Origin of the sequence: Streptomyces sp. WM6372, from assembly GCF_001279655.1 — a bacterium.
In the GTDB taxonomy this organism is placed as follows: Bacteria; Actinomycetota; Actinomycetes; order Streptomycetales; family Streptomycetaceae; genus Streptomyces.
The window spans coordinates 38,638-64,525 of sequence record NZ_LGDB01000193.1 but is presented as its reverse complement, the minus strand read 5'-3'; the positions used below and the strand labels follow the sequence as shown (position 1 = coordinate 64,525).

The 25,888-nt window shown below is 73.6% G+C and carries 23 protein-coding genes and 1 pseudogene; 10 read left to right on the top strand and 14 right to left on the bottom strand.

The genetic code is table 11. The features are described 5' to 3' along the window. Window positions 1-29 precede the first annotated feature (29 nt). Entirely contained in the window at window positions 30-692 is a 663-nt protein-coding gene (locus tag ADK52_RS22440) for a hypothetical protein (RefSeq protein ID WP_234344141.1), read from the top strand. 23 nt (window positions 693-715) lie between these two features. Here the strand turns inward: ADK52_RS22440 and ADK52_RS22435 are convergent, their stop codons facing one another. The 3 genes from ADK52_RS22435 to ADK52_RS22425 form a co-directional block, all read right to left on the bottom strand. Beyond that, entirely contained in the window at window positions 716-2,290 is a 1,575-nt protein-coding gene (locus ADK52_RS22435; RefSeq protein ID WP_159046003.1) for a serine/threonine protein kinase, read from the bottom strand. Window positions 2,291-2,429: 139 nt separating this feature from the next. After that, window positions 2,430-4,868 carry an excinuclease ABC subunit UvrA gene (locus tag ADK52_RS22430; protein ID WP_053691628.1) on the bottom strand — a complete coding sequence of 813 codons (2,439 nt, stop codon included), beginning with the start codon at window positions 4,866-4,868 and terminating at the stop codon, window positions 2,430-2,432. Window positions 4,869-4,908: 40 nt separating this feature from the next. Further along, complete coding sequence (locus ADK52_RS22425; RefSeq protein ID WP_053691627.1) at window positions 4,909-5,907, bottom strand: LLM class flavin-dependent oxidoreductase; 999 nt, start codon at window positions 5,905-5,907, stop codon at window positions 4,909-4,911. 53 nt (window positions 5,908-5,960) lie between these two features. Between ADK52_RS22425 and ADK52_RS22420 the strand changes: the two genes are divergently transcribed. Then, a complete protein-coding gene (locus tag ADK52_RS22420; RefSeq protein ID WP_053691626.1) occupies window positions 5,961-6,455 on the top strand; it encodes a nucleotidase in 495 nt (164 codons plus the stop codon). Window positions 6,456-6,580: 125 nt separating this feature from the next. Here ADK52_RS22420 and ADK52_RS22415 read toward each other — a convergent pair whose 3' ends face one another. Then, window positions 6,581-6,796 (bottom strand): dodecin, encoded by a 216-nt coding sequence (locus tag ADK52_RS22415; protein WP_030159985.1) that lies wholly within the window; start codon window positions 6,794-6,796, stop codon window positions 6,581-6,583. 167 nt (window positions 6,797-6,963) lie between these two features. Here ADK52_RS22415 and ADK52_RS22410 point away from each other — a divergent pair, with 167 nt between their 5' ends. The 3 genes and pseudogenes from ADK52_RS22410 to ADK52_RS40385 form a co-directional block, all read left to right on the top strand. Continuing rightward, the gene (locus ADK52_RS22410; RefSeq protein ID WP_053691646.1) at window positions 6,964-8,226 is read left to right on the top strand and encodes an extracellular solute-binding protein; all 1,263 of its coding nucleotides are present in this window, start codon (window positions 6,964-6,966) and stop codon (window positions 8,224-8,226) included. 327 nt (window positions 8,227-8,553) lie between these two features. Continuing rightward, entirely contained in the window at window positions 8,554-9,408 is an 855-nt protein-coding gene (locus ADK52_RS22405; RefSeq protein WP_078988523.1) for a GNAT family N-acetyltransferase, read from the top strand. Continuing rightward, a pseudogene (locus tag ADK52_RS40385) lies at window positions 9,405-9,932 on the top strand (lysophospholipid acyltransferase family protein); the annotation flags it as partial. The gene ADK52_RS22405 and the pseudogene ADK52_RS40385, both read left to right, overlap by 4 nt. Before the next feature lie 239 nt (window positions 9,933-10,171). On the opposite strand, the gene egtD reads toward ADK52_RS40385, so the two are convergent. Genes egtD through egtA form a run of 4 tightly spaced genes read right to left on the bottom strand, consistent with a single transcriptional unit; the run spans window position 10,172 to window position 14,698 of the window. Then, complete coding sequence (gene egtD / locus ADK52_RS22395) at window positions 10,172-11,257, bottom strand: L-histidine N(alpha)-methyltransferase (RefSeq protein WP_053691624.1); 1,086 nt, start codon at window positions 11,255-11,257, stop codon at window positions 10,172-10,174. Then, window positions 11,254-12,012, bottom strand: a complete 759-nt coding sequence (egtC, locus tag ADK52_RS22390; RefSeq protein ID WP_053691623.1) for an ergothioneine biosynthesis protein EgtC — start codon at window positions 12,010-12,012, stop codon at window positions 11,254-11,256. The genes egtD and egtC overlap by 4 nt, the downstream gene beginning before the upstream one ends. Then, window positions 12,012-13,364 (bottom strand): ergothioneine biosynthesis protein EgtB, encoded by a 1,353-nt coding sequence (gene egtB / locus ADK52_RS22385; RefSeq protein ID WP_053691622.1) that lies wholly within the window; start codon window positions 13,362-13,364, stop codon window positions 12,012-12,014. The genes egtC and egtB overlap by 1 nt, the downstream gene beginning before the upstream one ends. After that, window positions 13,361-14,698 carry an ergothioneine biosynthesis glutamate--cysteine ligase EgtA gene (gene egtA, locus ADK52_RS22380; protein ID WP_053691621.1) on the bottom strand — a complete coding sequence of 446 codons (1,338 nt, stop codon included), beginning with the start codon at window positions 14,696-14,698 and terminating at the stop codon, window positions 13,361-13,363. Before egtA ends, egtB begins: the two co-directional genes overlap by 4 nt. Before the next feature lie 134 nt (window positions 14,699-14,832). Here egtA and ADK52_RS22375 point away from each other — a divergent pair, with 134 nt between their 5' ends. Further along, on the top strand, window positions 14,833-15,675 hold the full coding sequence (locus ADK52_RS22375) for a TIGR02452 family protein (RefSeq protein WP_053691620.1): 843 nt from the start codon (window positions 14,833-14,835) through the stop codon (window positions 15,673-15,675). A gap of 54 nt (window positions 15,676-15,729) precedes the next feature. Here the strand turns inward: ADK52_RS22375 and ADK52_RS22370 are convergent, their stop codons facing one another. The 3 genes from ADK52_RS22370 to ADK52_RS22360 form a co-directional block, all read right to left on the bottom strand. Beyond that, entirely contained in the window at window positions 15,730-16,194 is a 465-nt protein-coding gene (locus ADK52_RS22370) for a type II toxin-antitoxin system PemK/MazF family toxin (RefSeq protein ID WP_053691619.1), read from the bottom strand. Window positions 16,195-16,235: 41 nt separating this feature from the next. Next, window positions 16,236-16,898 carry an O-methyltransferase gene (locus tag ADK52_RS22365; protein WP_053691618.1) on the bottom strand — a complete coding sequence of 221 codons (663 nt, stop codon included), beginning with the start codon at window positions 16,896-16,898 and terminating at the stop codon, window positions 16,236-16,238. A gap of 70 nt (window positions 16,899-16,968) precedes the next feature. Further along, window positions 16,969-17,397 carry a MerR family transcriptional regulator gene (locus tag ADK52_RS22360; RefSeq protein ID WP_053691617.1) on the bottom strand — a complete coding sequence of 143 codons (429 nt, stop codon included), beginning with the start codon at window positions 17,395-17,397 and terminating at the stop codon, window positions 16,969-16,971. A gap of 125 nt (window positions 17,398-17,522) precedes the next feature. On the opposite strand from ADK52_RS22360, the gene ADK52_RS22355 reads away from it, so the two are divergent. Further along, window positions 17,523-18,596 carry an alkene reductase gene (locus ADK52_RS22355; RefSeq protein ID WP_053691616.1) on the top strand — a complete coding sequence of 358 codons (1,074 nt, stop codon included), beginning with the start codon at window positions 17,523-17,525 and terminating at the stop codon, window positions 18,594-18,596. A 100-nt stretch (window positions 18,597-18,696) separates the two neighbouring features. Further along, window positions 18,697-19,254: a pyridoxamine 5'-phosphate oxidase family protein gene (locus tag ADK52_RS22350; protein WP_053691615.1), complete on the top strand. Its 558-nt coding sequence runs from the start codon at window positions 18,697-18,699 to the stop codon at window positions 19,252-19,254. Window positions 19,255-19,294: 40 nt separating this feature from the next. On the opposite strand, the gene ADK52_RS22345 is transcribed toward ADK52_RS22350, so the two are convergent. The 3 genes from ADK52_RS22345 to rox form a co-directional block, all read right to left on the bottom strand. Continuing rightward, window positions 19,295-20,062, bottom strand: a complete 768-nt coding sequence (locus ADK52_RS22345) for a PIG-L deacetylase family protein (RefSeq protein WP_053691644.1) — start codon at window positions 20,060-20,062, stop codon at window positions 19,295-19,297. A 103-nt stretch (window positions 20,063-20,165) separates the two neighbouring features. After that, window positions 20,166-22,214, bottom strand: a complete 2,049-nt coding sequence (locus ADK52_RS22340) for a DUF11 domain-containing protein (RefSeq protein ID WP_053691614.1) — start codon at window positions 22,212-22,214, stop codon at window positions 20,166-20,168. A 198-nt stretch (window positions 22,215-22,412) separates the two neighbouring features. Continuing rightward, a complete protein-coding gene (gene rox, locus ADK52_RS22335; protein WP_053691613.1) occupies window positions 22,413-23,885 on the bottom strand; it encodes a rifampin monooxygenase in 1,473 nt (490 codons plus the stop codon). A gap of 326 nt (window positions 23,886-24,211) precedes the next feature. Between rox and ADK52_RS22330 the strand changes: the two genes are divergently transcribed. Both ADK52_RS22330 and ADK52_RS22325 read left to right on the top strand, forming a co-directional pair. Further along, window positions 24,212-24,880, top strand: coding sequence for a DUF5701 family protein (locus tag ADK52_RS22330; RefSeq protein WP_053691612.1), 669 nt, complete (start codon window positions 24,212-24,214; stop codon window positions 24,878-24,880). Window positions 24,881-24,941: 61 nt separating this feature from the next. Next, the gene (locus tag ADK52_RS22325; protein WP_053691611.1) at window positions 24,942-25,844 is read left to right on the top strand and encodes an AraC family transcriptional regulator; all 903 of its coding nucleotides are present in this window, start codon (window positions 24,942-24,944) and stop codon (window positions 25,842-25,844) included. Window positions 25,845-25,888 lie beyond the last annotated feature (44 nt).

Below are 25,888 nucleotides of genomic sequence, written 5' to 3'. Positions count from 1 at the left end.
TGTCCGGCCCGTGGGGGACAGTGGGCCCCATGCCAGAAGCCCCCGCCGGGTCCGGACCGCGCCGCCGCACCCTCCTGGCGGCCGCCGCCCTCGCCCCGCTCGCGATGGCCGGCTGCTCCGCGGAGGAACCCCCCGCCGCCGCCCACGGCCCGAAAGCCGCGCCGAAGGACGCCCTGGTCATGGTGATCCGGCACGCGGAGAAGCCGTACGCGGGGGACCTGGGCGAGGACGAGGAAGGCAACGAGGACCCCGGATCCCTCGCCGGGCGCGGCCGCCGCCGGGCCGAGGAACTGCACCGGCTGTTCCCGCCCGCCGGTGGTTCGACGCTGCCGCGCCCCGCCGTCGTCTTCGCGGCCGGCGGCCCGTCCGGTCCCGGCGGCCGGCCGCCCGCCCGCTGCCGCCAGACGGTCGAGCCGCTGACCGCCGCCCTCCGTGCGCCCCTGCGCGCCGAGTTCGCCGTCGGCGCCGAGGAGGCCCTGGCGCGCGCCGCGCTGGCCGCCCCGATGCCCGTACTCGTCTGCTGGGAGCACACCGGCATCCCCCGCCTGATCCACGCCCTCGGCGCCCACCAGCTCCTCGGCGTCCCCGCCGCCTGGCCCGACCGCTACGACCTGGTGTGGACGTTCACCCGCCGGCAGGACCGGTGGAGCTTCCGCGAACTCGCGCAGCACCTGCTCCCGGGCGACGCCTGAGCCGCGGGGCCGGTCCGCCGCTTTCACATCCGCCAGAACTGGCCGGTGTGGTTTACGCAGGGGTTGAGCACCAGGTACAGGTTGAGGGCCGGGGAGCCGTTCGTGTCCAGGCACAGGCCGCTCACCGGGTTGACGAACCGGCCGGCGCCGGCGTCGTACTGCCATTGCTGGCCGCTGTAGTAGCCGCACGGATTGAGCACCGCCGTGACGCCGGTGGCCGGGGGGCCGTTCGTGTCCAGGCACAGGCCGCTGGGTGGGTTCGTGAGGTGCAGGCTCGTCGCGTCGTGGCCCCAGATCTGGCCGCTGTAGTTCCCGCACGCACGGAGCACGACTTCGAGTCCGGGTCGCTGCGGTCCGTTGGTGTCGATGCACAGCCCGCTGTGGGTGTTGGTGAGCGGGCCCGTGGATACGGGGGGTGAAGACGGGGGTGGAGGGAAGGGGGTCGACGCCGGGGTGGCGGGCACGGTCGACCGAGGGCCCGTCGGCCCGGGAGCCGATCCGGTCGGATCGGGGGTCGTGCGCGGCGCCGGGACCACCGGAGACGAGGAGGGCGCCGTGCTCGCCGGCCCGCCCGCCGGCGCCGTCGTGCCGGACGCCGTCGGGTGTCCGCCCTCGGGCAGTGCCCCCCAGACGATCCCGGCGGTCGCGAGCAGGAGCGCGACCGCCGCCGCGGCGGCGACCCCCGCGGTGCGCCGCCCCGGCACGGCGGAGGGCGGAGCCCCGGTTCCCGGCATCTGCCACGCGGTGGCGAGGAGCGTGCCGACGGCCTCGGCGCCGGAGACCGTCCCGGGTTCCGTGGCACCGGTCAGTGCGGCGAGCAGGTGCCGGGGGGTGGGACGCCGCTCGGGTGCTCTGTCCAGGGCCGGCGCCAGCAGGGTCTTGAGGCGCGCGGGAACACCGTCGAGATCGGGTTCCTCGTGCAGGACCCGGTACAGCACCGCCTCGGACGGGCCGGTGCCGAAGGGCTGGCGTCCGGTGGCGGCGTAGGCGACGGTCAGCGCCCAGGCGAACACGTCGGCCGCGGGCCCCGCCTGCCCGCGCACCTGTTCCGGTGCCATGTAGCCCACGGTCCCGACCACGACGCCGGGGCGGGTCAGCGCCGTCGCGTCGGCGGCCTGCGCGATGCCGAAGTCGATGACCTTCGGACCCTGGTTCGACAGCAGCACGTTGCCCGGCTTGAGATCGCGATGGACGAGGCCGGCCCCGTGGATCGCCACGAGCGCCTCGGCGAGCCCGACGGCGAAGCCGTGCGCCATGTCACCGCGGAGCGGCCCGTGTTCGCCGACGTGCTCCGACAGCGTCGGGCCCTGTACGTACTCCATGACGACGAACGGGCTGCTCGCCTCGGTCTCGACCGCCAGCACCCGGGCCGTGCAGGCGCCTTGGACGCGCAACAGCGCCGCGGCCTCGCGCCGGAACCGTGCCCGGAACTCGGCGTCCCAAGCGAGCTCCTCGCGCAGCCGCTTGAGGGCGACGAGCCGGCCGTCGGAACCTTGTGCCAGGTAGACGACCCCCATGCCGCCCGCACCGAGCCGGCCGACGAGCGTGAAGCCACCGATCCGCTCCGGGTCCCCCGCCCGCAGCCCACCCAAACCCACTGGCTCCTCCTGAGACGCAGGGTCTTCGCGGACCGCGGGGCCCGGAGCCGCCCTGGCCCCGGCAGGACCGCCCCCTCGATCCGGCTCGGGATCAGCATGCCAGCACGCCAACTCGCTTGGCAGCGAACTTCGTTGAAACCTACGGCCGTCCCAGCGCCCGCGCGAGGTAGCCCGCCGTACGGCCCCCGCCCGCGGCGGCGACCTCCGCCGGCGTGCCCGCCGCGACGATCCGGCCGCCGTCGGTGCCGCCGCCCGGGCCCAGGTCGATCACCCAGTCCGCGCCCGCCACCACCTCCATGTCGTGCTCCACGACCACCACCGAGTGCCCGGCGTCCACCAGCCCGTGCAACTGCCGCAGCAGCACCCGCACATCCGCCGGATGCAGCCCGGTCGTCGGCTCGTCCAGCACGTACAGGGTGTGGTCGCGGCGCAGGCGCTGGAGCTCCGTCGCCAGCTTGATCCGCTGCGCCTCGCCGCCCGACAGCTCCGTGGCCGGCTGCCCCAGCCGCAGATAGCCGAGCCCGATGTCCTCCAGCGCCCGCAGGCTGCGCGCCGCCGCCGGGACCGGCGCGAAGAAGGCGGCCGCGGACTCCACCGTCAGGCCCAGCACCTCCGCGATGTTCAGCCCCTCGTACCGCACGTCCAGGGTCTCGGTGTTGTACCGGGCTCCCGCGCACTCCGGGCACGGGGCGTACGTACTCGGCAGGAACAGCAGCTCCACCGAGACGAACCCCTCGCCCTGGCAGGTCTCGCACCGGCCGCCCGGCACGTTGAAGGAGAACCGGCCCGCCTTCCAGCCGCGCGCCCGCGCCTGCGGAGCCGCCGTGAACAGCTTGCGCACCACGTCGAACAGTCCCGTGTACGTGGCCAGGTTGGACCGCGGGGTCCGGCCGATCGGCTTCTGGTCCACCTCCACCAGCCGCCGCACCGGGAACCCCGGATCCGCGATCCGCTCCCCGACCTCCCGGGCGAGCACCTGGCCCACCAGCGTGGACTTGCCCGACCCCGACACACCGGTCACCGCCGTGAACACCCCGAGCGGGAACTCGGCGTCCACGCCCCGCAGGTTGTGCCGCTCGACGGCGGTGAGCCGGACCGAGCCGCTCGCCGCCCGCACCGGCCGCCGTCCCCGCCCGGCCTCCGCCTTTGCCTCCGCCTCGCCCGGCCCGAACAGGTGCCGCGCCGTCGCCGACTCCGCCACGCCCGCGAGCTCCTGCGGCGGCCCGCTGTACAGCACCCGTCCTCCGTGCTCCCCGGCCAGCGGGCCCACGTCCACCAGCCAGTCCGCGTGCCGCACCACGTCGAGGTGGTGCTCGACCACGAACACGGTGTTCCCCGCCGCCTTGAGCCGGTCCAGTACGCCGAGCAGCGCCTCGGTGTCGGCCGGATGCAGCCCCGCCGACGGCTCGTCCAGCACGTACACCACCCCGAACAGCCCGGACCGCAGCTGCGTCGCCAGCCTCAGCCGCTGCAGCTCTCCCGCCGACAGGGTCGGCGCCGTGCGGTCCAGGCTCAGATAGCCGAGCCCGAGCTCCACGACCGGCCCGATCCGGGACCGCAGATCCCCGGCGAGCACCCGCACCGCCTCCCCGCCCGCGGGCGCGTCCTCCCGCGCGGAGTCCGGTACGGAGGCCAGTACGGCGTCCAGGGCGGTCAGCGGAAGCGCCGCCAGCTCCGCGATCGTACGGCCCGCGAACGTCACGGCCAGCGCCTCGGGGCGCAGCCGCCGGCCCGCGCACACCGGGCACGGGGAATCGGCCAGGAACCGCTCCGCGCGGGCCCGCAGCGTGGCGCTCTTGCTGTCGGAGAAGGTCCGCATCACATACCGGTGGGCGCTCATGTACGTGCCCTGGTACGGGCGTTGGATCCGGTCCACGTCCCGTACCGGATGCACCGTCACCACCGGCTGCTCCTCGGTGAACAGGATCCACTCGCGGTCCTCCGCCGCCAACTCCCGCCAGGGCGCGTCCACGTCGTACCCGAGCACCTCCAGGATGTCCCGGAGGTTCTTGCCCTGCCATGCACCGGGCCAGGCGGCGATGGCTCCCTGACGGATCGACAGCTCCGGATCCGGCACCAGGAGTTCCTCGCTCGTGCGGTGGATGCTGCCGAGACCGTGGCAGGAAGGGCAGGCCCCGGCCGCGGTGTTGGGGGAGAAGGCGTCCGAGTCGAGCCGCTCGGAGCCCGGCGGATAGGTCCCGGCCCGCGAGTACAGCATCCGCAGGGAGTTGGACAGCAGGGTCACCGTCCCGACCGAGGACCGCGAGCCGGGGGAGGAGCGCCGCTGCTCCAGGGAGACCGCGGGCGGCAGCCCGGTGACGGAGTCCACCTTCGGGGCGCCGATCTGGTGGATGAGGCGGCGGGCGTACGGGGCCACCGACTCGAAGTACCGGCGCTGGGCCTCGGCGTAGAGCGTGCCGAAGGCCAGGGAGCTCTTCCCGGAGCCGGAGACCCCGGTGAACACGGTCAGGGCGTCGCGCGGGATGTCCACGTCGACGCCGCGCAGGTTGTGTTCCCGGGCACCCCTCACCCGTACGAAGGGGTCGTGGTGGGTCTCGGGCGCGGTGGAGTGGTGCATTCGCCCCAGTTTACGGGCCGCTTCCACGGGCTGCCCGTGCTCAGGGCCCAGCCTGCCCCGCCACCCGGGCCAGCCGCTCGAAGGAGTCCAGCAGCGCCGTGCGGTCGTACGTGGAGGTGGTGACCAGCAGCTCGTCCGCGCCCGTCAGGCCGGCCACCTCGGCGAGCTGCGCCGCGACCTGCTCCTCGGTGCCGTGGATGTGCCCGGAGAGCCCGCCCTCGTACAACTCCCGCTCCTTCGGGGTCATGGCCAGCGCCTCCACCTCCTCCGCCGGGCGCAGCGGCGGGAAGCTGCCGCGGGTGCGGGAGTACGCGAGGGACCAGGCCTCCGGGACCAGGATGCGCCGGGCGGCCTCGGGGGTGTCCGCCACGGCCACCGTCCCGGAGACCACGACGTACGGCTCCGAGCCGGCGGCCGAGGGGCGGAACTGCGCGCGGTAGCGCTCGATGACCTCCGTGACCCGCTCCCGGGCCCGCAGGTCGCCCACCACCAGCGGCAGCCCGGCCCGGGCCGCGATCCCGGCGCCCTCGCCGCTGGCCAGTACGTACGCCGGTATCCGCAGCCCCTCCGCCGGGCGGGCGTGCACCTCGGGATGCGCCCGCTGGCTGCCGTCCAGCCAGCCCAGCAGCTCCGCCAGCTGCTCCTCGAAGCGGTCGGCGTCCCCGGTGTCCCGGCCCAGCGCCCGCCGGATCCCGCCGGTGAAGCCGACCGAGCGGCCGAGCCCCATGTCGATCCGGCCGGGGAACAGCGACTCCAGGACCCCGAACTGCTCCGCGACCACCAGCGGTTGGTGGTTGGGCAGCATCACCCCGCCCGTGCCGACCCGGATCCGCCGGGTGGCTCCGGCCACGGCCGCGGCCAGCACGGCGGGCGCGGAGCCGGCGACTCCGGGGACGCTGTGGTGCTCGGACACCCAGAAGCGGTGGTAGCCCAGCCGCTCCGCCGCGCGGGCGAGCTCCACGGTGTCGCGCAGGGCCTGCGGGGCCGGGTGCCCCTCGCGGGTGCGGGACCGGTCGAGGATGGAGAGTTTGCGGATCACACCAGGCTGTAACGCACACGCGCCGAAAGGATTCCCTGCCTAATCTGACCCGTATGAGTGACAGCAACGACCGCCGGCCGCTGGCCGTCTTCGACATCGACAACACGCTGGCCGACACCGACCACCGCCAGCACTTCCTGGAGGGCCGGCCCCGGGACTGGGACGGCTTCTTCGGCGCGGCCCCGGCCGACCCGCCGCTGGCGCGCGGGGTGGCGCTGGCGGTGGAGCAGGCGGCGGACTGCGAGGTCGTGTACCTCACCGGGCGCCCGGAGCGGTGCCGTGCCGACACGCAGGAGTGGCTGACCGGGCACGGTCTGCCCGAAGGCCGGCTGTGGATGCGCGGGAACCAGGACCGCAGGCCGGCCCGGACCACCAAGCTGGAGGTGCTGCGGCGGATCGCCCGGGGCCGGGAGGTGCGGATGCTCGTGGACGACGACGAGCTCGTCTGCCAGGCGGCGCGCGCCGCGGGCTTCAAGGTGGTCCTGGCGGACTGGGCGGCGGACGCGCCGGAACTCAAGTCGGCGCAGGAGGGAGAGGGCCGCACCTGATCCGCACCGATCCGCGCCTCACCCACGCCCGCCCCGCACCTCACCCGCACCTCACCCGCACCTGGTCCGCACCTGGTCCGCACCTGGTCCGCACCTGGTCCGTGCCTGGTTCGTGCGGACCCCGCTCAGTCCTCGCCGTCGAGGCGGAACCCGACCTTGAGCCCCACCTGGTAGTGCGCCACCGCGCCGTTCTCGATGTGCCCCCGCACCTGCGTGACCTCGAACCAGTCTAGATTGCGCAGCGTCTGGCCGGCCCGGGTGATGCCGTTGCGGATGGCCTGATCGATGCTCTCGGGGGAGGTGCCGACGATCTCGGTCACCCGGTAGGTGTGGTTCGACATGGGTTCTCCCGACGGTGGGGGGGCTTTTGCCTCGTTCCACGGTGCCCCAGTAAGTCCGTCTCCGCGAACTTTGTGTGAACAGTCCCGAGCGGCAGGGCCTTGACCCACCCATTGGTCTATGCCAATTTCAAGCCATCTCCGAGACCGGACTCCAGAAGGTGACCTTCGTGAAGATGCGCTTCCTCGCCGTGTGCACGGCCCTCGCGGCCGCGACCGCCCTCACGGGCTGCAGTCAGCTGGCGGGATCGGCCGCAGGGACGCAGAAGGTGACGCTCTGGCTGATGAAGGGCAGCGCCTCGGAGGACTTCATCGCGAAGTTCACCTCCTCGTTCGAGAAGGAGCACCCCGGCGTCGACCTGGACGTCAAGATCCAGGAGTGGACGGGCATCGGCGAGAAGGTCAATGCCGTGCTCGCGGGCAAGGGCGCCGAGAGCGCCGACGTCATCGAGGTCGGCAACACCCAGGTCGCCCAGTACATCGAGACCGGCGGTCTGTCCGAACTCACGCTGGAGGGCCTGCGCGAGTGGGGCAGCAAGGACTGGCTCAAGGGCCTCTCCGACCCGGCGAGCATCGACGGGGCCCAGTACGGCGTCCCGTGGTACGCCGCCAACCGGGTGGTGATCTACAACAAGGACCTCTTCGCGAACGCCGGCATCAAGGCCCCGCCCAGGAACCGGCAGGAGTGGATCCAGGCCACCCAGAAGCTCGACAAGGGCGACCGGCAGGGCATCTACCTGCCCGGCCAGAACTGGTACGTCCTCTCCGGGTTCATCTGGGACGAGGGCGGCGAGCTCGCCGTCGAGACCGGCGGGGAGTGGGTCGGCACCCTCGACGACGACAAGGCCCTGGCCGGCATGGAGTTCTACAAGCAGCTCCAGGCCCTCGGCGACGGCCCCAAGAACGCCGACGAGGAGACGCCGCCGCAGTCCGAGGTCTTCGCGGGCGGCGAGGTCGCCCAGATCATCGCCCCGCCCGGCCAGGCCGCCGCCATCGAGGCCGCCAACCCGGCCCTCAAGGGCAAGCTCGGCTTCTTCCCGGTCCCCGGCAAGACCTCCGACAAGCCCGGCGCCGTCTTCACCGGCGGCTCGGACCTGATCATCCCCGAGCGGACGAAGCACCGCAGCCAGGCCGTCGACGTGATCACCGCACTGGTCAGCGAGACCTGGCAGACCGAACTCGCCCGCACGATGAGCTACGTACCGAACAAGGCCGCCCTCGCGCACGTGGTCGACGGCAACGAGGGCGCCGCGAGCATGGCGCCCGGGGCCGCCCAGGGGCGCGCCACCCCGAAGTCCGCCCGCTGGGCCGAGGTCGAGGGCAAGAACCCGATCAAGCCCTACATGACCGCCGTGCTCACCGGACAGGACCCGAAGGAAGCCGCCAAGGCGGCCTCTGACATGATCAGCAAGGTCCTCAGCTCCGACCGCTGAGCCGGCCCGCTGAGCCCGACCGCTGAACCGGCCCGCTGACCCCGGCCGAGGAACGCTCCGAGCCCCTGCCGAGTGCCCCGCGAGCCCGTGTCGAGCCCGTGTCGAGCCCCTGTCGAGCCCCTGTCGAGGGCCTCTCCGGCGCCTTTCGAGCGGGCGTCGAGCCCCCTTCGAGCACCTGTCGAGTCCCGGCGCGCCCGCCGAGTTCAGCGTTCGCACATCCAAGTGCCGCTGAGCGGTCATGTCGAATCCAGCCAGTCACGGAAGAAGTAAAGGAGCCAGGCCGAACCACCTGCCGGCCTGGCTCCCGTGCCCGGATCAGGAGCCGCCATGACCATCGCCCCCCTGTCCCCGTCCACCCTTCCCCCCACCGTGACCTCGGCCGTCACCCCTCTCCTCACCGCCGCGGCCGTCCCCGCGGCCGCACCCGTCGCGGCACCCGCGGCCCTCCCCGCGACCCCCCACTACACCGTGCGCCTCGCCCGCGACGAGGACGAGGTACGCGCCGCCCAGCGCCTGCGCCACCTGGTCTTCGCCGGTGAGCTCGGCGCCCGCCTCGACGGCCCCGAGCCGGGCCTGGACTCCGACGCCTTCGACGCGTACTGCGACCACCTCCTCGTCGTCGAGGAGGAGACCGAGCAGGTCGTCGGTACTTACCGGCTGCTGCCCCCGGAGCGCGCAGCCGTCGCCGGCCGCCTCTACTCCGAGGGCGAGTTCGACCTCTCGGCCCTCGCCCCGATCCGCCCGGACCTCGTCGAGGTCGGCCGCTCCTGCGTCCACCCCGACCACCGCAACGGCGCCGTCATCGCGCTGATCTGGGCCGGCCTCGCCCGCTACATGGACAGCTCCGGCCACAACTGGCTCGCCGGCTGCTGCTCGATACCGCTCGCCGACGGCGGGGTCCTGGCCGCCGCCACCCGCGAGAACGTCCTCGCCCGCAACCTCGCCCCCGAGGAGTACCGGGTCACCCCGCACCTGCCCTGGAACCCCGAGGGCATCACCTTCCCGGACCGCGTGGAGCTGCCCCCGCTGCTCCGCGGCTACCTGCGCCTGGGCGCCTGGGTCTGCGGCGAGCCGGCCCTCGACGCCGAGTTCGGCTGCGCCGACCTGTACGTCCTGCTCTCCCTGCGGCGCACCAACCCGCGCTACCTCAAGCACTTCCTCTCGCTCGTCCCGGCCGCATGAGCGTCTGGCTGCCCACCTCGCCCTGCACTCCCGAGGCCTGCGCCGGCCACGAGGGGGAGCGGGCGGGCCTCGCCCGCGCGGTGCTGCGGCTCACCGCCGCCGTCGCCCTGATCCTGCTCGGGATCCTGGGCTTCCAGCCGGTCCGGCTGCTCCCCGCCCGCCCCCGCCAGGCGCTGGTGCGGGCCTGGGCGACCGCCCTGGTCCGGGCCTTCGGCATACGGATCACCGTGCACGGCAGCCCGGGGCCGGGCGGCGGACGCCTGATCGTCGCCAACCACATCTCCTGGCTGGACATCCCGCTCATCGCCGCCACCATGCCCTGCCGGATGCTGGCCAAGAGCGACATCGGCCACTGGCCGGTGCTCGGCCCGCTCTCCCGGCAGAACGGAACCCTGTTCATCGAACGGGAGCGGATCCGCGCCCTCCCCGGCACCGTCGAGACCATCACCCGCGCCCTGCTGGCCGGCGACCGCGTCACCGTCTTCCCCGAGGGCAGCACCTGGTGCGGGCGCGCCCAGGGCCCCTTCCGGCGGGCCGCCTTCCAGTCCGCCCTGGACGCCCGGGTGCCCGTACAGCCCGTGCGGCTCGCGTACCGGCTGCCGGACGGGAGCCCCGCCGGGGCGCCCGCCTTCGTCGGGGACGATCCGCTGACCGCTTCCCTGTGGCGGATCGCACGGGCCCGCGGGGTGCGGGCCGAGGTCCGGCTGCTGCCGCGGATCCCGCCGGGCCGGTACGCGGACCGGCGGGAGCTCGCGGCCGCGGCTCAGGCGGCCGTCGCCGTCGGATCCGTCCCCGTCGTGCCCGTCGTGCCCGTCACCTCGGTCCCCGCTTCCTCCGTTCCCGCGCCCACCTCACTGCTCGCGGGCGTACCGGCCCAGCCGAGCTCGCCGTCGGCCACCGACAGGGACAGGGCGAAGCGGCCCTCCGCGTCCGTCCACCACTGATTCAACTCCAGTCCGGCCTCGGCGAGTTCTTTCCGTACGCCCTCCTGGCGGAACTTCGCGGAGACCTCGGTCAGGATCTCCTCGCCCGCCGCGAACGGCACCACCAGATCCAGCGCCCGGACCTTCACCACCAGTTCCGACCGGGCCCGCAGCCGCATCTCGATCCACTCCTGCTCCCGGTTCCACACCGCGACGTGCTCGAAGTCCTCGATGTGGAAGTCCGCGCCCAGCTCCCGGTTGACGACGGCCAGCACGTTCTTGTTGAACTCGGCCGTCACCCCCTGCGCGTCGTCGTACGCGGCCACCAGCACGGCCTCGTCCTTCACCAGGTCCGTCCCCATCAGCAGGGCGTCCCCGGGCGACAGCATCGCCCGTACGGAGGCCAGGAACACGGCGCGCTCCGGCGGCAGCAGGTTGCCGACCGTGCCGCCGAGGAACACCACCAGCCGGGGCCCGGGCGCGTCCGGCAGCCGCAGCGGCTTCGTGAAGTCGGCCACCAGCGCGTGCACCCGCAGCCCCGGGTGCGCCGCCAGGAGCGTCTGCGCCGCCCCTTCCAGGGCGCTGCCGCTCACGTCCACCGGGATGTACGTGTCCAGCGCGGGCATCGCCTCGATCAGGTGCCGGGTCTTCTCCGAGGAGCCGGAGCCCAGCTCCACCAGCGTGCGCGCCCCGCTCGCCGAGGCGATCTCCCCGGCCCGCGCCAGCAGGATCTCCCGCTCGGCGCGCGTCGGATAGTACTCGGGCAACCGGGTGATCTCCTCGAAGAGTTCGCTGCCGCGCGCGTCGTAGAACCACTTGGGCGGCAGCACCTTGGGGGACGCCGTCAGTCCGTGCAGGACGTCCGCGCGCAGCGCGGTGTCGGCGGAGTGCTCGTCGAGGGTGCGGGTCAACTGGAAGTCGCTCACGGGGAGGTCTCCTTCAGCGGGGTCAGATCGACCCGTGTGCCACGGGCGGTCAGCAGGGTCCGGTCGGGTACTTCGCACCAGCGGGAATCGTCGTCGTACGGCTCGGAGGCCACCACCGTGCGCTCGGCCGCCGCGTCGGACAGGTACCAGAGCGAATCGCCCCAGGCCGTCGCGGCGATGCCGGTGCCGTCGGTCAGCAGCAGGTTCAGCCGGGAGCCGGGCGAGGCCGCCGCGAGCTCCCGCACGGGCTCGGCGAGCGCCGAACCGAGGTCGTCCCCCCGCTGCAGCCGGTGCAGCACCAGCGCCCAGACCAGCGCCGAGTCCGTGCTCGCGGCCAGGGACAGCAGCTCCGCGGGCGGCAGGGCGGCCGCGAGCGGCGCCGCCGCGTCCGGCCAGTCCCGTAGCGCGCCGTTGTGGCTGAACAGCCACTGCCCGGCGGCGAACGGCGCCGCCGCGGCCTCTCCGTCCGCCCCGAACACGGTGGCGTCCCGTACGGCGGCCAGCGCGGCCCGCGTTCGCACGACCCGGGCCAGATCGGCGAAATTGGGGTCCCCCCAGATCGGTCCGGCCCGCCGGTAGCGCGCGGGGGCCGGATCGCCCTCCGCGTACCAGCCGACGCCGAAGCCGTCGGCGTTGACGGTGCCGTGGCGCTGCCGGCGCGGTTCCCAGGACTGCCGCACGAGCGAGTGCTCGGGCTCGGTCAGCAGCCGCGCCAGGGGTATCTCGGGTCCGATGAAGGCGATGTGACGGCACATCAGGCATCCCTCGCGGTCCGGAACCCGGAGAAGATCTGCCGGCGCACCGGCAGGTCCCAGTTGCGGAAGGTGCCCCGGCAGGCCACCGGGTCCACCGCGAACGAGCCGCCGCGCAGCACCTTGTGCTCCGGCCCGAAGAACACCTCCGAGTACTCGCGGTACGGGAAGGCCCGGAATCCCGGGTACGGAAGGAAGTCGGAGGCGGTCCACTCCCACACGTCGCCGATCAGCTGGCGCACCCCGAGCGGGGACGCCCCGGCCGGATAGCTGCCCGCCGGCGCCGGACGCAGATGGCGCTGGCCGAGGTTGGCGTGCGCCGGGGTCGGGTCCTCGTCGCCCCAGGGGTAGCGGGTGGAGCGGCCGGTGGCCGGGTCGTGCCGGGCGGCCTTCTCCCACTCCGCCTCCGTGGGCAGCCTCCGCCCCGCCCAGCGGGCGTACGCGTCGGCCTCGTACCAGCTGACGTGCAGTACGGGCTCGTCGGCGGGCACCGGCTCGGTCACCCCGAAGCGGCGGCGCAGCCACTGGCCGGCCTCCCGGCGCCAGAACAGCGGCGCCTCGATCCCGTGCCGGTGTATCTGGTCCCAGCCCTCGGGATCCCACCAGCGGTCGTCCCGGTAGCCGCCGTCGGCGATGAACGCCTGGTACGCGGAGTTGGTCACCGGCGCCGTGTCGATCCGGAACGCCGCGGTGTCCCGGGTGTGCGCGGGCCGCTCGTTGTCCAGCGACCACGGCTCGGCCGAGGTGCCCATCGTGAACGGGCCTCCGGGAACGAGGACTTCGGCGGCCGCGGGCGGCGGGCCCTGCGGGGGGTCCGGGTCGGGGGCGGTGAGCACCGGCTCGCCCGTCCGCAGCTGATGGGTGATCAGCATGGTCTCGTCGTGCTGCTGTTCGTGCTGGGCGATCATCCCGAACGCGAAACCGTCGTCCAGCAGCGCGGAACCCTCCAGCGCGGTGCGCTCCAGCAGGTCGAAGACCCGGCCGCGCACCTCGGCCGTGTAGCGCCGGGCCTCCGCGGGCCCCAGCAGGGGCAGCTTCGGCCGCTCGGAGCGGGGGTGCTGGAACGCGTCGTAGAGCGGGTCGATCTCGGGGTGCAGGGAGTCGTGTCCGGCCACGTTGCGCAGCAGCCAGAGCTCCTCCTGGTTCCCGATGTGGGCCAGGTCCCAGACGAGGGGGGACATCAGCGGGGAGTGCTGGGCGGTCAGGTCGCGGTCGCTCACGGCGTCGGTGAGCAGGGCCGTACGGGTACGGGCCGCGGTCAGGGCGGCGAAGGCCCGCTCGCGCAGGTCGGCGGGTGTCCGGCGGGTGGGCGCCGGGGCGGCCGGCGTGCGGTCTGCTGAAGGCGATGCGGTCATGAGCGGGCCCCCGTCCCGGTGAGCTGCAGGTATCCGTCGTCGGCCGGGCAGCGGCCGCGCAGGGTGAAACGTTCGGTGAACGCGCCGACCACGTCTTGGACGTGCCGGCTCGCGCCGAGCCGCGGCAGTGCCTCGGCAGCGGCCCGGAAGCAGGTGGCGGCGGCCGTGCGCAGTTCCGGATCGGCCAGACCGTGCCGGGCGGCGGACTGCCACAGCGGGTTGCGCGGCGCGGGCCGGGGTCCGTGGGTGTCGGCCAGCGCCTTCGCCACCCGGTAGGCGCTCTCGGCGGCCTCCGGGTCGTCGAACAGCGCGTGGACGACGGCCACCGGCACCAGCCAGCCGTCGTCACCGGGCTGGGCGTCGATCATCCGGAACTCCAGGTGGCCGCGCGGGCGCACGGGTGGGAACAGCGTGGTCAGGTGGTACTCCAGGTCCTCGGCGGTGGGCGGCCGCAGGCCGTCCGGGCCCGGGGCGCCGTCGCTGTCGTCCCCGGCCCCGCCGGCGCGCAGCCAGTCGCGGAAGGTCATGCCGCGCGGGACCGGCCACGGCCCGTCGCTGGCCGACCGTACGCACATCACCTCGGTGTCCAGCGCGTGCCGGGTCCAGCCGCCGCGGGGTTCGCGGTCCAGGGGCGGCGCGAGCGAGCGCCGGGCGTCGAGATCGTGCCAGATCCCCTGGCGGGAGCACCGCCAGCCGGCGTACGGGCCCTCGTGCGCGGGGGAGTTGGCGAAGGCGGCCACGAACACGGCGCCCAGCAGGTGCGCCAGCCGCCAGCGCCGGCCGTACCCGAGCGGGCCCGGCTCCTCGTACCCGGCGTCCACGCAGACCTGCACGGAGGCTGAGGAGCACATCATGGCGCGCCCGGCCGGGCCGGTGCGGTCGAAGTAGGTCTCCATCGCGTCGTAGCGCGGGCTGCGCAACAGGCGGCGCAGTGGCCGGCGCGGATCGCGGCCGGTGCCGCGCAGGGTCAGGCCCTGGGAGCGCAGGGCGGCCCGTACGGCGGTGAGGTCGGCCTGGAGGCCGTTCACGCAGCCGGAGAGCGAGGGGGCGGGCGCGGAGCTGAGCTCCAGCTGGCCGCCGGGCTCGACGGTGAGCCGGGAGTGCAGGGGCAGGGCGCGGGCCGCGTCGTGCGCGGCCGTGAGCCGGTCGGGCGGCAGTATCTCGCCGGGCCGCTCGGCGTCCAGGACGAGCCATTCGAGCTCGGCGCCGAGGGTGCGGGGCGGCCCCGTCTTGAAACAGATGCCGTGGACCAGGTCCTCGGCGGCGGTTTCACTGAGAGCGGGTGGGTCGCCCAGGGCCTGTGGGTCTGGTGGCGCGTACGAGTCCTGTGGCATGGCAGGGTCTCCTGTCCACGGGTGTGACTTGACCATGCCTACCTACCCGTCCTTGTCGGCCTGAAAAGGGGGGAGCCGGCCACCGCGCGGAAAATCTCTGGCCGCGGGTGGCTCCTGCTGCCGATGATGGCGACGTGAGCAGCAGATTGCGTGAGATCGCGCGGGAGAACGCGACCATCGTGGCGGCCGGTCGGTACCGGACGCGGTCGGGGCGGCAGGTCTCCCTCGCCGCCGCCCTGGCGGAATCCAGGGCCGGAACCAGAATATATGGGCCAAACCAGCTCGTTCCAGACGAGAAGTGGCCCGGCAGGCGGTACGAGACGGCCGTCGAGGTCACGGGGGAGAGCAGCACGGTCGCAGCCCGTAGGCTCGCCGAGGACGGTCCGGGGCCGGTCTCCGGGGCCTCGGTGGCGGTCCTGAACTTCGCCTCGGCCCGTAATCCCGGGGGCGGATACGTCCGCGGGGCCAAGGCCCAGGAGGAGGCGCTGTGCCGCGCCTCGGCCCTGTACGAGACCCTGCTGGAGGCCCCGGAGTACTACGAGGTCCACCGCGCGGGGCGCAGCACCTTCTACACCGACCGGGTGATTCACTCGCCCGGGGTGCCCGTCTTCCGCGACGACCGGGGCGAGCTGCTGGACACCCCGTTCCGGGCGGGCTTCCTGACCTCCCCGGCTCCGAACGCGGGCACCATCCGCCGCCAGGAGCCGGAGCGCGTCGCCGAGATCCCGGCGGCCCTGGCGCGGCGCGCGGAGCGCGTCCTGGAGACGGCGGCGCTGCACGGATATCCGCGGCTGGTGCTGGGGGCGTGGGGGTGCGGGGTGTTCCGGAACGACCCGGCGCAGGTCGCGGAGGCCTTCCGGGCCCTGCTGGCCGGGCGCTTCGCGGGCGTATTCGAGCGGGTGGTGTTCGCGGTGCTGGACCGTGATCCGGGCCCTCGGGAGGCATTCGAACGGGCTTTCGCGGGATTCGGGGCGTAGGGCGGCGCCGGCCCGCCCTGCCCCGATCCGCCGGGTCCCCCCGGAGGGGACGGCTCAGCGCCAGCCGTAGCGCTCGCGGAGCCGGTCCACGACCAGCTGGAACCGGCCCCGGTCCAGGGCGCACGCCTCGCGCCGCATGCCCTCCTCGTGCACCCGCAGCACCCGGTCCACGTCCACCCAGGACTCCCGCCCGGCGCCGTCCCACGGCCCGGTCCCGATCGGCACCCACTCCCGGTCGTTGTCGTGCCGCTTGCTGGACAGCTGCACGGCGAGCAGCGTGCGCCCGCCCGCCTCCCGTGCGACGACCAGCACCGGGCGGTCCTTGCCGCGGCCGTCGTTCTCCTCGTACGGGACCCAGGTCCACACGATCTCGCCGGGGTCCGGGTCGCCGTCCTTGTCGGGCGCGTACTCGGTGCGCACGGGCCCGATGGCGTGCGGATCGGCCTCGGTGGTGGCGGTGGCCCCGCCGCGGCCGGGCTGCTCGATGGGGTCGGAGCTGTGGTGGGAAAGTGCCGTCATGCGGCTGAGGTTAGTGGTTCGGGCGGCCGTCGCGGTGCGGTTCAGCCGGTGACCAGGGCCATGACGAGGCCGTCGTACCCCTTGCTGCCGACGGTCTGGAGGGCCGTGGCGGTCAACCTCGGGTGCTCGGCGATGAGTTCGGTGAACCGGCGGACGCCCTGGACGCGGGGGTCGGCGCTGTCGGAGTCGACGACGGCGCCGTCGCGGACGACGTTGTCGCCGATGATGACGCTGCCGGGCCGGGTCAGTTCGAGGGCCCACTTCAGGTAGTCCGGGTTGGACGGCTTGTCGGCGTCGATGAAGACCAGGTCGAACGGGGCGAGGTCCGTGAGTTCGGGCAGCAGGTCGACGGCCCGGCCGCGCCGGATGTCGACGACGTCCGCCAGTCCGGCCCGGGCGACGTTCGCGGCGGCGACGTCGGCGCACTGCGGGTCGACCTCCAGCGTGACCAGCCGTCCGCCCGCCGGCAGGGCCCGGGCGAGCCAGATGGTGCTGTAGCCGCCGAGGGTGCCGATCTCCAGGATGGTGCGCGCGCCGCTGATCCGGGCGAGGAGATGCAGCAGCTTCCCCTGGTTCGGAGCCACCTGGTGCGCGGGCAGCCCGGCCGCCTCGGCATCCGCGTTGGCGGCGACCAGCGCCTCGTCCTCCTCGACGAGCAGCCCGTCGAAGTAATCGTCAACGGCCGTCCACGTCTGCTGCCCCATGAGCACTTCCGTACTCCCCTTCGCCCGTGTGTGAGTTCCCAAAGGGAACTTACACGAGATCCGGCATCTTTCAACAGGTTGTGGCGGAGGTGGCTTCGGCCGCGGTTTCGGCTGCGCCTGTGGCTTCGGCTGTGGCTGCGCGCAGGCTTTCCCGGTGGGCCCGGGCCGTGGCCATCAGCCCGTCGAGCGCGTCCCGGGTGCGGACGAGGTCGGCGATGTGGCCGGAGAGCCGGTCGCGCTCCTGCGCCATCCGCGTCAGCGCGGCGTCGGAGGTCTCCTCGCTGGGCGAATCGACGCACGGCAGCAGTTCGGCGATGGTGCGGCTGGACAGCCCCGCGGCATACAGCCGCTGGATGAACGCGACGCGCTCCGCCTCGTCGTCCGTGTAGTGCCGCTGTCCGCCGGCGCTGCGCGTGCTGGTGAGCAGCCCCTGCTCCTCGTAGTACCGCACTGACCGGACGCTGACTCCGGCCCGCGCCGCGAGCTCTCCGATGCGCATCTGGGCCCTGCTCTCCCGTTCGGCTGTGATCCGCGGCACACAGCTTGCCTCTGACGTCAATGTCAGGTTTTAGCGTAGCCGCAGTGCCCGACATCCGGGCGCTGCGGATACGAAGGAGCCCTACGGTGACGACGCTTTTCGACAGCCGTCGACTCGGTGACCTGACCCTGCCGAACCGGGTGGTGATGGCCCCGATGACCAGGGTCCGGGCCGCCGCCGACGGTCTGGCGACCCCGTCGATGGCGACGTACTACGCCCAGCGGGCGACCGCCGGGCTGATCGTGACCGAAGGGGTGCAGCCGAGCCCGATCGGGCAGTCCAATCCGGGGACCCCGGGACTGCACACCGAGGAACAGGTCGACGCGTGGCGCCCGGTGACCGCCGCGGTACACGCCAACGGCGGCCGGATCTTCGCCCAGATCATGCACGGCGGCCGCGTCTCGCACCCCGACACCACCGGAATGCGGCCGGTCGGTCCCTCGGCCGTCCCCGCCGCCGGCGACGTGTTCACCCCGGCCGGCCCCCGGCCCGCGCCCGTGCCGCGCGCCCTGGACACCGCCGAGGTGCCCGAGCACGCCCGGTCGTACGCCGAGGCCGCCCGTCGCGCCGTCCACGCCGGCTTCGACGGCGTGGAGCTGCACGGCGCCAACGGCTACCTGATCTCGCAGTTCCTCTCCTCGAACGCCAACCTGCGCACGGACCGCTACGGAGGCTCGGTGGCCAACCGGATCCGGTTCGCCGTCGAGGCGACGGCCGCCACCGTCGACGCGGTCGGCGGGAGCAGGACCGGCATCCGCCTCTCCCCGGGCGGGACGTTCTGGGGCGTCGCGGAAACCGAGGTCCCCGAGCTCTACACCGCCCTGCTCGCCGAACTCGCCCGCCTCGAAGTGGCGTACGTCCATCTCGAAGCGACCGCCGAGGAGCACGTGCTCCTCGGCCTGCGGCGGGCCTGGCCGGGCACCCTCGTGGTGAACCCGACCCTCCCGATGGGACCGAAGCAGACCGGCCGGGCCGAAGCGGACCACTGGCTCGGGCTCGGCGCCGATCTCATCAGCTTCGGCCGCGCCTACATCGCCAACCCCGACCTGGTCGAGCGACTGCGCCTCGGACTGCCCCTCGCCCCGGTGGACGAGGCCACGTTCTACCAGGGCGGCGACGCGGGTTACCTGACCTACCCGGCGTATCGGCACACGGACTGACCCCGCTCCCCATCCCGGCACGCAGACGGGCGAAACGGGAGGGGCGAGGGTTTCCGGGCGGGCATCCGGTCGTTACGGGAGAGGAGGAAGGAGGTCCGCCATGTCCGCACACGGACCCGCGAAGCACCCCACGACCGAGCTCGACGCCCGCTACAGCTCCGCCCTCAACCCCCGCCCGGGCGCCGAGGACGTGACCGCCACCGACTGGGCCGAGGCCCAGCGCCAGTTGGAGTCCGCCGAGATCTTCTGGCTGTCCACGGCGCGGGCCGACGGCCGGCAGCACGTCACTCCCGTGATCGCCGCCTGGCACGACGGGGTGCTGTACTTCTCGACCGGCCCGAGCGAACAGAAGGCGAAGAACCTCGCCCACGACGGCCACTGCGCGCTGACCACCGGGGGGAACTCCCTCACCGAAGGGCTCGACCTCGTGGTCGAGGGCACGGCGGAGCAGGTCGCCGATCCGGCGCGGCTGGAGGAGGTGATCACGGCGTACGAGAGCAAGTACGGCCCCCACATCACCTCTTCCGAAGGCGCCTTCCACGGCATCGGGGACGCGTTCCGCAAGGGCGACGTGATCGTGTTCGCGGTCCCCCCGTCCACGGCCTACGGCTACGGCCGCAACGACGGCGTCTACACCCACACCCGCTGGACGTTCTGAGCGACCGGCATCACGAAGGCGGCGCCACGTCGTCGGCGCGTCAGCGCGTCGGCGACGGATCCGGTCCCGTCGTGGGGGCGAGGTGGTGCCGGACGTACCACTCGGTGCCCGTGACTCGCTTCTGGAGCGCGGGCGCGAGGGCGGTGATGCGGCCGGGGGCGGCTCCCCGGTCCGCCTCGCTGCGGTGGGCGGCGATGGCAGCCAGCTTCTGCCCGACCCAGGGGCTCACGTCGACGGCCGTGACCATCCCGTCCGGGACGGAGTACGCGCTGTCCACGGTCCTGCCGGGTCGCAGGAGATAACCGCCGAGGTCGTGGGCGGCCGAGTCGGGGTGGGTGGCGAGCCAGAGGGCCGTCGGCTGCCAGGGGTCTCCGGCCTCGGGATGGAGCCTGCCGAAGCCGGCCGCGTGGACGGCCAGGACCGCGAGCCTGTGCGCGTGAACGTGGTCCGGATGCCCGGTCAGCCCCCCGTACGCGTCGTGGGTGATGACGACGTGCGGCCGGAACTCCCTGATCTGGGCGACCAGGGCGCCCACGGCCTCGTCGAGAGGTGCGTCGCACCACGGTGGTCGGCCCGGGGCCGAGGACGGGACGCGGGCGTCGGCGTAGCCCAGCAGCCGGGGCGCACCGGCACCGAGGATCTCCAGCGCATCGGCGAGTTCGCCGGCACGCCGCGTACCCGCCGTCCATGTCGCGGTCACCACCGCGGTCCGGGCACCCGCAGCGGCGTGCCGGGCGAGGACGCCACCCGCGGACAGGGCTTCGTCGTCGGGATGGGCGAAGAACGCCAGAACGCTCGGCATCGGCATCGACATCGGCATCGGTATGGGCATAAGGCACCACCTTCCTGAGCTGCTTTCACCGATACCCGGGGCGTCAGCGGCACACCCTCCTGCCGGCACTCGGGGGTGCTCAGGGGCAGCTGGTGCGGGTGTCGCCCGGGTCGGTGGTGCAGGTGTCGGTGCCGGGGCCGCCGTTGGCGGTGTCGTTGGCGGAGACGCCGTCGGTGGTGGTCAGGCGGTCGTTGCCGTAGTCGCCCAGCAGGGTGTCGTTGCCCGGGCCGCCGTTCAGCGTGTCGTCTCCGAAGCCGCCGTCGAGGTTGTCGTTGCCGTAACCGCCGTAGACGGTGTCGTTCCCGTAGCTCGCGCGGACGGTGTCGTTGCCGCCGAGGCCGCAGATCACGTCGGTGAAGTAGCCGCCGTTCAGGGTGTCCGCGCCGGTGGTGCCGATGACGGTGCAGCCGTGGGCGTTGTTCGCCGATGTGGTGGTCGTGGCCGTGTTGTTGGAGGTCGACGGGTCCTGCTGGGCGGCGCTCGCGACGGCCGTGCTCGTGACGGTACCGGTGGTCCGGGGCTCGCCCGTCACCGTGACCGTGGCGCTCGCGCCCGGGGCCAGGGAGCCGAGGGCGCAGGTGGCCCCGGTCGCCGTGGTCGTGCAGGTGCCCTGCGAGGCGGCGGCCGAGGTGAGGCCCGCGCCGGCTCCGGAGAGCGTGTGCGACAGCGTGACACCGGTCGCGGTCGCGTTGGAGGCCGCGGAGTTGGAGACCGTCACCGTGTACGAGGCGCGGTCGCCGATGCTCACGGTGGCGGTACCGCTCTGCGTCACCGACAGGTCCGCGTTCGGCGGCGGGGGCGGCGGCGTGCCGTCGCCGCCCTGGTAGCGGGCGAGGGCGAAGGCGAAGCCCGCCCCGAAGCCGGCCGCCACGATCTTGCCGTCCGGCTGTACGAGCACCCCGCGGGCGCCGTCCCAGTCCAGGAAGCCCGTGACCACGAAGCCGTCGCCGCCGAAGCCGGTGTCCACCGCGCCGTTGGTGTGGAAGCGGGCCAGGCCGAAGTCGTTGGCCTCCTGGCTGTTCGGGTCGTCGGCCTGCCCCGCGATGACGATCTTGCCGTTCGGCTGGAGCGCCAGGGCGCTCGCGCCTCCGCCGTCCCCGGGGAAGTGGACCGAGGTGCGCCCGCCGGTGCCGAAGGCGGCATCGGGGCTGCCGTTCGCCTCGTAGCGCAGCAGGGCGACGCCGACACCGCCGGATCCCGCGGCGACGATCTTGCCGTCCGGCTGCACCGCCACGGCGTTGCCGAACTCGGTGCCGCCGAAGTCCGCGGTCACCATGCCGTCACCGCTGAAGGTGGGGTCGAGGGCGCCGTTGGGCAGGTAGCGGGCCACGCCGATGTCGAAGGCGGTGTTGCCCACGTACCCGACCGAGACGATCTTGCCGTCCGGCTGGAGGGCCATGCCGCGGGCGGTGCCGCCGGCGTCCTGGGGCGAGGCGGGCGTGAAACCGGCGACGACCGCGCCGTCGCCGCCGAGGCTCGGGTCCAGGTGTCCGCCGGTGTCGAGGCGGACCAGCGCGAAGCCCCCGCCGCCGCCCTTGCCCGCGGCGATGATCTTGCCGTCGGGCTGTACCGCCACGTCGGCGCCGTCCGCGGACCCGCCGAACTCCTCGACCCGTACCAGGCCGCCGTCGCCGAAGCCCGCGTCCAGAGTGCCGTCCGTGTTGTACCGGGCCACCGAGAAGAAGCAGCAGCCGCCGCCCTCCTCCGCGACGACCTCGGTGGTGCCCGCCACGACGATCTTCCCGTCCGAGGGCTGGATCGCCACCGCGTTGGCCGCATGGGCGCCGCCGCCGAAGTCGCTGGTCACCGTGCCGTCCCCGGCGAAGCCGGAGTCGAGGCCGCCGTCGGCGTTGTACCGGGCGAGCGCGAAGCCGCCCTCGCTCATGCCCACCACGACCAGCTTGCCGTCGGCCTGCCGCGCGATGTCGTGGCCTTCCGCGTACCCGGGGAACGGGGTGACCACCCGGCCGTCCGGCCCGAACGACGGATCCAGATCGCCGGGCGCGGCCAGCGCGGAGCCGGGCAGCGCGAGTACGAGTGCCAGGCCGAGCGCGGCGGCCAGTACCCCGGTCGTCCCGCCGGGTCCGCGGCGCCGCCGCCGTGCCGGTCTCAGGTGTGCGTGGGTCATGGGCGTACGAACCTCCGGCCTCGCGGGGTGCAGGGAGCAGCGCACAGCTTCGTACGGGAGCCCGCCCGCGCCCCGCGAGCCGTGCCGCACCGCGCCCACTGGGCCCCGGGAACCACCCCGGCGGGGGAGCGCGCGGGGTGATCACGGGGTGATCGGCGGGGAGAGTTGCGGGGGAGAGCGGCGGGGAGGGCGGCGTGCTCAGCCGGCCGCGGCGCCGAACCACTTGGGCAGGTGGGCGAGCAGCTCCTGCTGGTCCTCACCGACCCACGCCACATGGCCGTCCGGCCGCAGCAGTACCGCCGGCACGTCCAGTTCGTCACTGACGTCGACGACGTGGTCGACCCGGTCCGACCAGCCCGCCACCGAGAGCCGGCCGGTCTGGTCGAGCAGCAGGCCGCGGCCGCCGCGCGTCAGCTCGTAGAGGCGGCCGCGCTTCAGCGCCACGTCCCGCATCCGCCGGCCGACCAGGTCGTGGCCCTGGTGAACCCGGCCGCCCTCCTCGCCCTCCTCGCCCTCGTCTCCCTCGCCGAAGTCGTAGCGGACGGAGATCGCGGTGATCTTCTCGATGAGGTACCGGTTCACCTCCTCGAAGTCCATCAGTTCCGCCAGCAGCCGGCGCACCGACTGGGGCCCCGGCTCGGCGGACATCAGCTGGATCTGCGCGCGCGTGTTGTCCAGTACGGAGGCGGCCACCGGGTGCCGTTCCGTGTGGTAGCTGTCCAGCAGGCCCTCCGGTGCCCAGCCGCAGACCTCTGCGGCCAGTTTCCAGCCGAGGTTGAACGCGTCCTGGACGCCGAGGTTGAGTCCCTGCCCGCCGGTCGGCGGGTGGATGTGCGCCGCGTCGCCGGCCAGCAGGACACGGCCGACCCGGTACCGCTCGGCCAGTCGGGTCGCGTCGCCGAAGCGGGAGAGCCAGCGCGGCGAGTGCGCGCCGAAGTCGGTGCCGGCGAAGGCGTGCAGCTGTTGCTTGAACTCGTCGAGGGTCGGCGCGGTGGTGCGGTCCTCGGCCACGCCCTCGGCGGGCGCGACGACGCGGTAGACCCCGTCCCCCATGGGCATGGCACCGAACCGCAGCTGTGTCGTGCGGACTTCGGCCACCACGGCGGCCACCGTCTCCGCCGGTTCGGCCAGCTCCATCACGCCCAGCAGCGTCTCGACCCTGGAGGGCTCGCCGGGGAAGCCGACGCCGAGCAGCTTGCGCACCGTACTGCGACCGCCGTCGCAGCCGACGACGTAGCGGGCGCGCAGGCGCGTGGTGTCGGCCAGTTCGACGGTCACCCCGTCGTCGTCCTGGCTCAGCCCGACCAGCTCGCAGCCGCGCCGGATCTCGACGCCGGCCTCGACGGCGTGCTCGGTCAGCAGCCGCTCGGTGATCTCCTGCGGGATGTGGAGGACGTACGAGTGCGCCGTGTCCATCCCCTCCGGCCACGAGGTACCGAGGCCGGCGAAGAAGCCGCCCACCGTGAACTGCCGGCCGAGCGGGAGGAACCGCTCCAGCAGACCGCGCTGGTCCATCACCTCGATGCTGCGTACGTGCAGACCTTGGGCGCGGGACTGACGGGTCGGCTCCGCCTCCTTCTCCAGCACGAGCACCCGCACACCGTGCAGCCGCAGCTCGCCGGCCAGCATCAGGCCGGTCGGTCCGCCGCCGACCACGATCACGTCCATCATGAAAACCCCCAGGTACGTTGACAAAGGCACGTGTACTGCGCGAATCCCTGATTTCGGCAGGTTCTGGCCTCGGCCGATGATTGTGCGGCACGACGGGGGCCTTGCCGCAAGCCCCCCAGTGCGCTATATGTTGAGAGTGGCAAGGAGTGGGTAACCTCCTTGCCTTTCTCTTTGTCCGCGGCTCGGCGGCTTCGCGCACACTCCGTCCGGAGCCGGGGAACGCGACGACGAGAGCGTGCGGGTTCGCGGCGGGAACGTTCCGGCGGGCCGCCTCGTTGGTCCGGGGTCCGCTGCTCTGACCCGCGAACCGCAGGAGCGCCGTGCCCGTGCCCGAAACCCCGTCCGGCCCCGCCGTACCCTCTCTCCCGCCGCTCGCCGCCCAGGCCGAGCGCCTGATCGAGCTCGGGATGCACGAGCTCGCGGGAATCGACGCCGATGAGCTGCGCGCCTTCGCCTCCGCGCAGGACGCGGGAGGCGGGCACGGCGGTGACGCCCTGCTCGCCGTGCATCCGGACCGCGTCCCCGCCTCCGCCCTCACACTCCTGCTCCGCCGCGACGGCAAGCCCGGCTTCGTCGTCACCGACATGCCCGACGTCGACGGCTTCGCCCCGCTCGACGCCATCGAGCTGCCCGACGCCCCGCTCTACGTCGTCACCGGCCTCGATCGCGGCGACCACATGGCCAACTGGAGCCCGGAGGAGGCGCTCCCGGCCCTGACGAAGGAGGAGCGCACCCCGCTGCTGCTCGGCGAGGGCATCCACTGGGTGCTCCAGCAGCCGGCCGCCCTGGAACGCAACCGCTGCTTCATGACCATCGGCTCCCGGCTGCGCAAGGCGAACGGCACCCTCGACGCCCGTACCCCGGCGATCTGGATCAGCAACGGCACGGGGCGGGACGGCCGCGAGCGGCGCGAGGCCCCGAAGGTCGGCTGGTGCTGGTGGGGCAACCGCCACACCTGGCTCGGCTTCGCCTCGGCGGCGGGCCGCAGAGTCTGAGGGCCCGCACGCCCGGTGCGCTGGGAGGCGACGACGCCGGCGCGCGTGCTGCAATCGTCGTATGCAACTGGACGAACTCCGTGACCTGCTGGCCCGGCACGCGCGGCCGGACTGGAGCACCGACATCGACGGGGTCCGCGTATCGAAGGTCGAGAGCCCCCACCCGCCCACACCGGCCGCGTCCGGCACGGTGCTGGCCGTCATCGCCCAGGGGACCAAGCGGCTGGCGCTGGGCGAGCAGGTGTACGAGTACGGGGCCGGTCAGTACCTCGTCGCCTCGGTGGACCTGCCGATCACCGGCAACTTCACCGAGGCCAGCCCCGAGGAACCCGCCCTCGGCTTCGGGCTGACCCTGGAGCCGTCCGCCGTCGCCGAGCTGCTGCTGGCCGACCCGGGTGGCGCCGGGCGCGCACCGGGCGGACCGCACCCGGCCATCGCGGTCAGCGACGCCCCGCCGGAGCTGCTCGACGCGGTGGTCCGGCTGCTGCGCCTGCTGGACCGGCCCCGCGACCGGGCCGTGCTCGCCCCGCTGGTCAAACGGGAGATCCTGTGGCGGCTGATCACGGGCGAGCAGGGCGAGATCGTACGCCAGCTCGGTCTCGCCGACAGCAGCCTCAGCCACATCGCGCGGGCGGTGCGCTGGATCCGGGAGCACTACGCCGAGCCGTTCCGCGTCGAGGACCTGGCCCGGCTCACCGGCATGAGCGTCTCCGCCTTCCACCGCAACTTCCAGACGGTGACGGCGATGAGCCCCATCCGCTTCCAGAAGCAGATCCGCCTCCAGGAAGCGCGGCTGATGCTGGCCACGCGCTCCGGTGACGTCACCGGTGTCAGCGTCCGCGTCGGCTACGAGAGCCCGTCGCAGTTCAGCCGCGAGTACCGCAGGCAGTTCGGCGCGTCGCCCAGCCAGGACGCCGCCCACCTGAGCCGCTCCGCACGCGCCCGTGCGGAAGCCCTGCCGTGACTCCGGCCCTGCCCTCCGGTCCCACCGCGGCAGGAATGGGCAAG

Bases quoted from the DNA above. Each gene is read 5' to 3' on its own strand.
- ADK52_RS22440 (WP_234344141.1), top strand. From the start codon at position 30: ATGCCAGAAGCCCCCGCCGGGTCCGGACCGCGCCGCCGCACCCTCCTG.
- ADK52_RS22430 (WP_053691628.1), bottom strand. From the start codon at position 4,868: ATGCACCACTCCACCGCGCCCGAGACCCACCACGACCCCTTCGTACGG.
- ADK52_RS22420 (WP_053691626.1), top strand. From the start codon at position 5,961: ATGAGTGACAGCAACGACCGCCGGCCGCTGGCCGTCTTCGACATCGAC.
- ADK52_RS22415 (WP_030159985.1), bottom strand. From the start codon at position 6,796: ATGTCGAACCACACCTACCGGGTGACCGAGATCGTCGGCACCTCCCCC.
- ADK52_RS22405 (WP_078988523.1), top strand. From the start codon at position 8,554: ATGACCATCGCCCCCCTGTCCCCGTCCACCCTTCCCCCCACCGTGACC.
- egtC (WP_053691623.1), bottom strand. From the start codon at position 12,012: ATGTGCCGTCACATCGCCTTCATCGGACCCGAGATACCCCTGGCGCGG.
- egtB (WP_053691622.1), bottom strand. From the start codon at position 13,364: ATGACCGCATCGCCTTCAGCAGACCGCACGCCGGCCGCCCCGGCGCCC.
- egtA (WP_053691621.1), bottom strand. From the start codon at position 14,698: ATGCCACAGGACTCGTACGCGCCACCAGACCCACAGGCCCTGGGCGAC.
- ADK52_RS22370 (WP_053691619.1), bottom strand. From the start codon at position 16,194: ATGACGGCACTTTCCCACCACAGCTCCGACCCCATCGAGCAGCCCGGC.
- ADK52_RS22365 (WP_053691618.1), bottom strand. From the start codon at position 16,898: ATGGGGCAGCAGACGTGGACGGCCGTTGACGATTACTTCGACGGGCTG.
- ADK52_RS22360 (WP_053691617.1), bottom strand. From the start codon at position 17,397: ATGCGCATCGGAGAGCTCGCGGCGCGGGCCGGAGTCAGCGTCCGGTCA.
- ADK52_RS22350 (WP_053691615.1), top strand. From the start codon at position 18,697: ATGTCCGCACACGGACCCGCGAAGCACCCCACGACCGAGCTCGACGCC.
- ADK52_RS22345 (WP_053691644.1), bottom strand. From the start codon at position 20,062: ATGCCGATGCCGAGCGTTCTGGCGTTCTTCGCCCATCCCGACGACGAA.
- ADK52_RS22340 (WP_053691614.1), bottom strand. From the start codon at position 22,214: ATGACCCACGCACACCTGAGACCGGCACGGCGGCGGCGCCGCGGACCC.
- rox (WP_053691613.1), bottom strand. From the start codon at position 23,885: ATGATGGACGTGATCGTGGTCGGCGGCGGACCGACCGGCCTGATGCTG.
- ADK52_RS22325 (WP_053691611.1), top strand. From the start codon at position 24,942: ATGCAACTGGACGAACTCCGTGACCTGCTGGCCCGGCACGCGCGGCCG.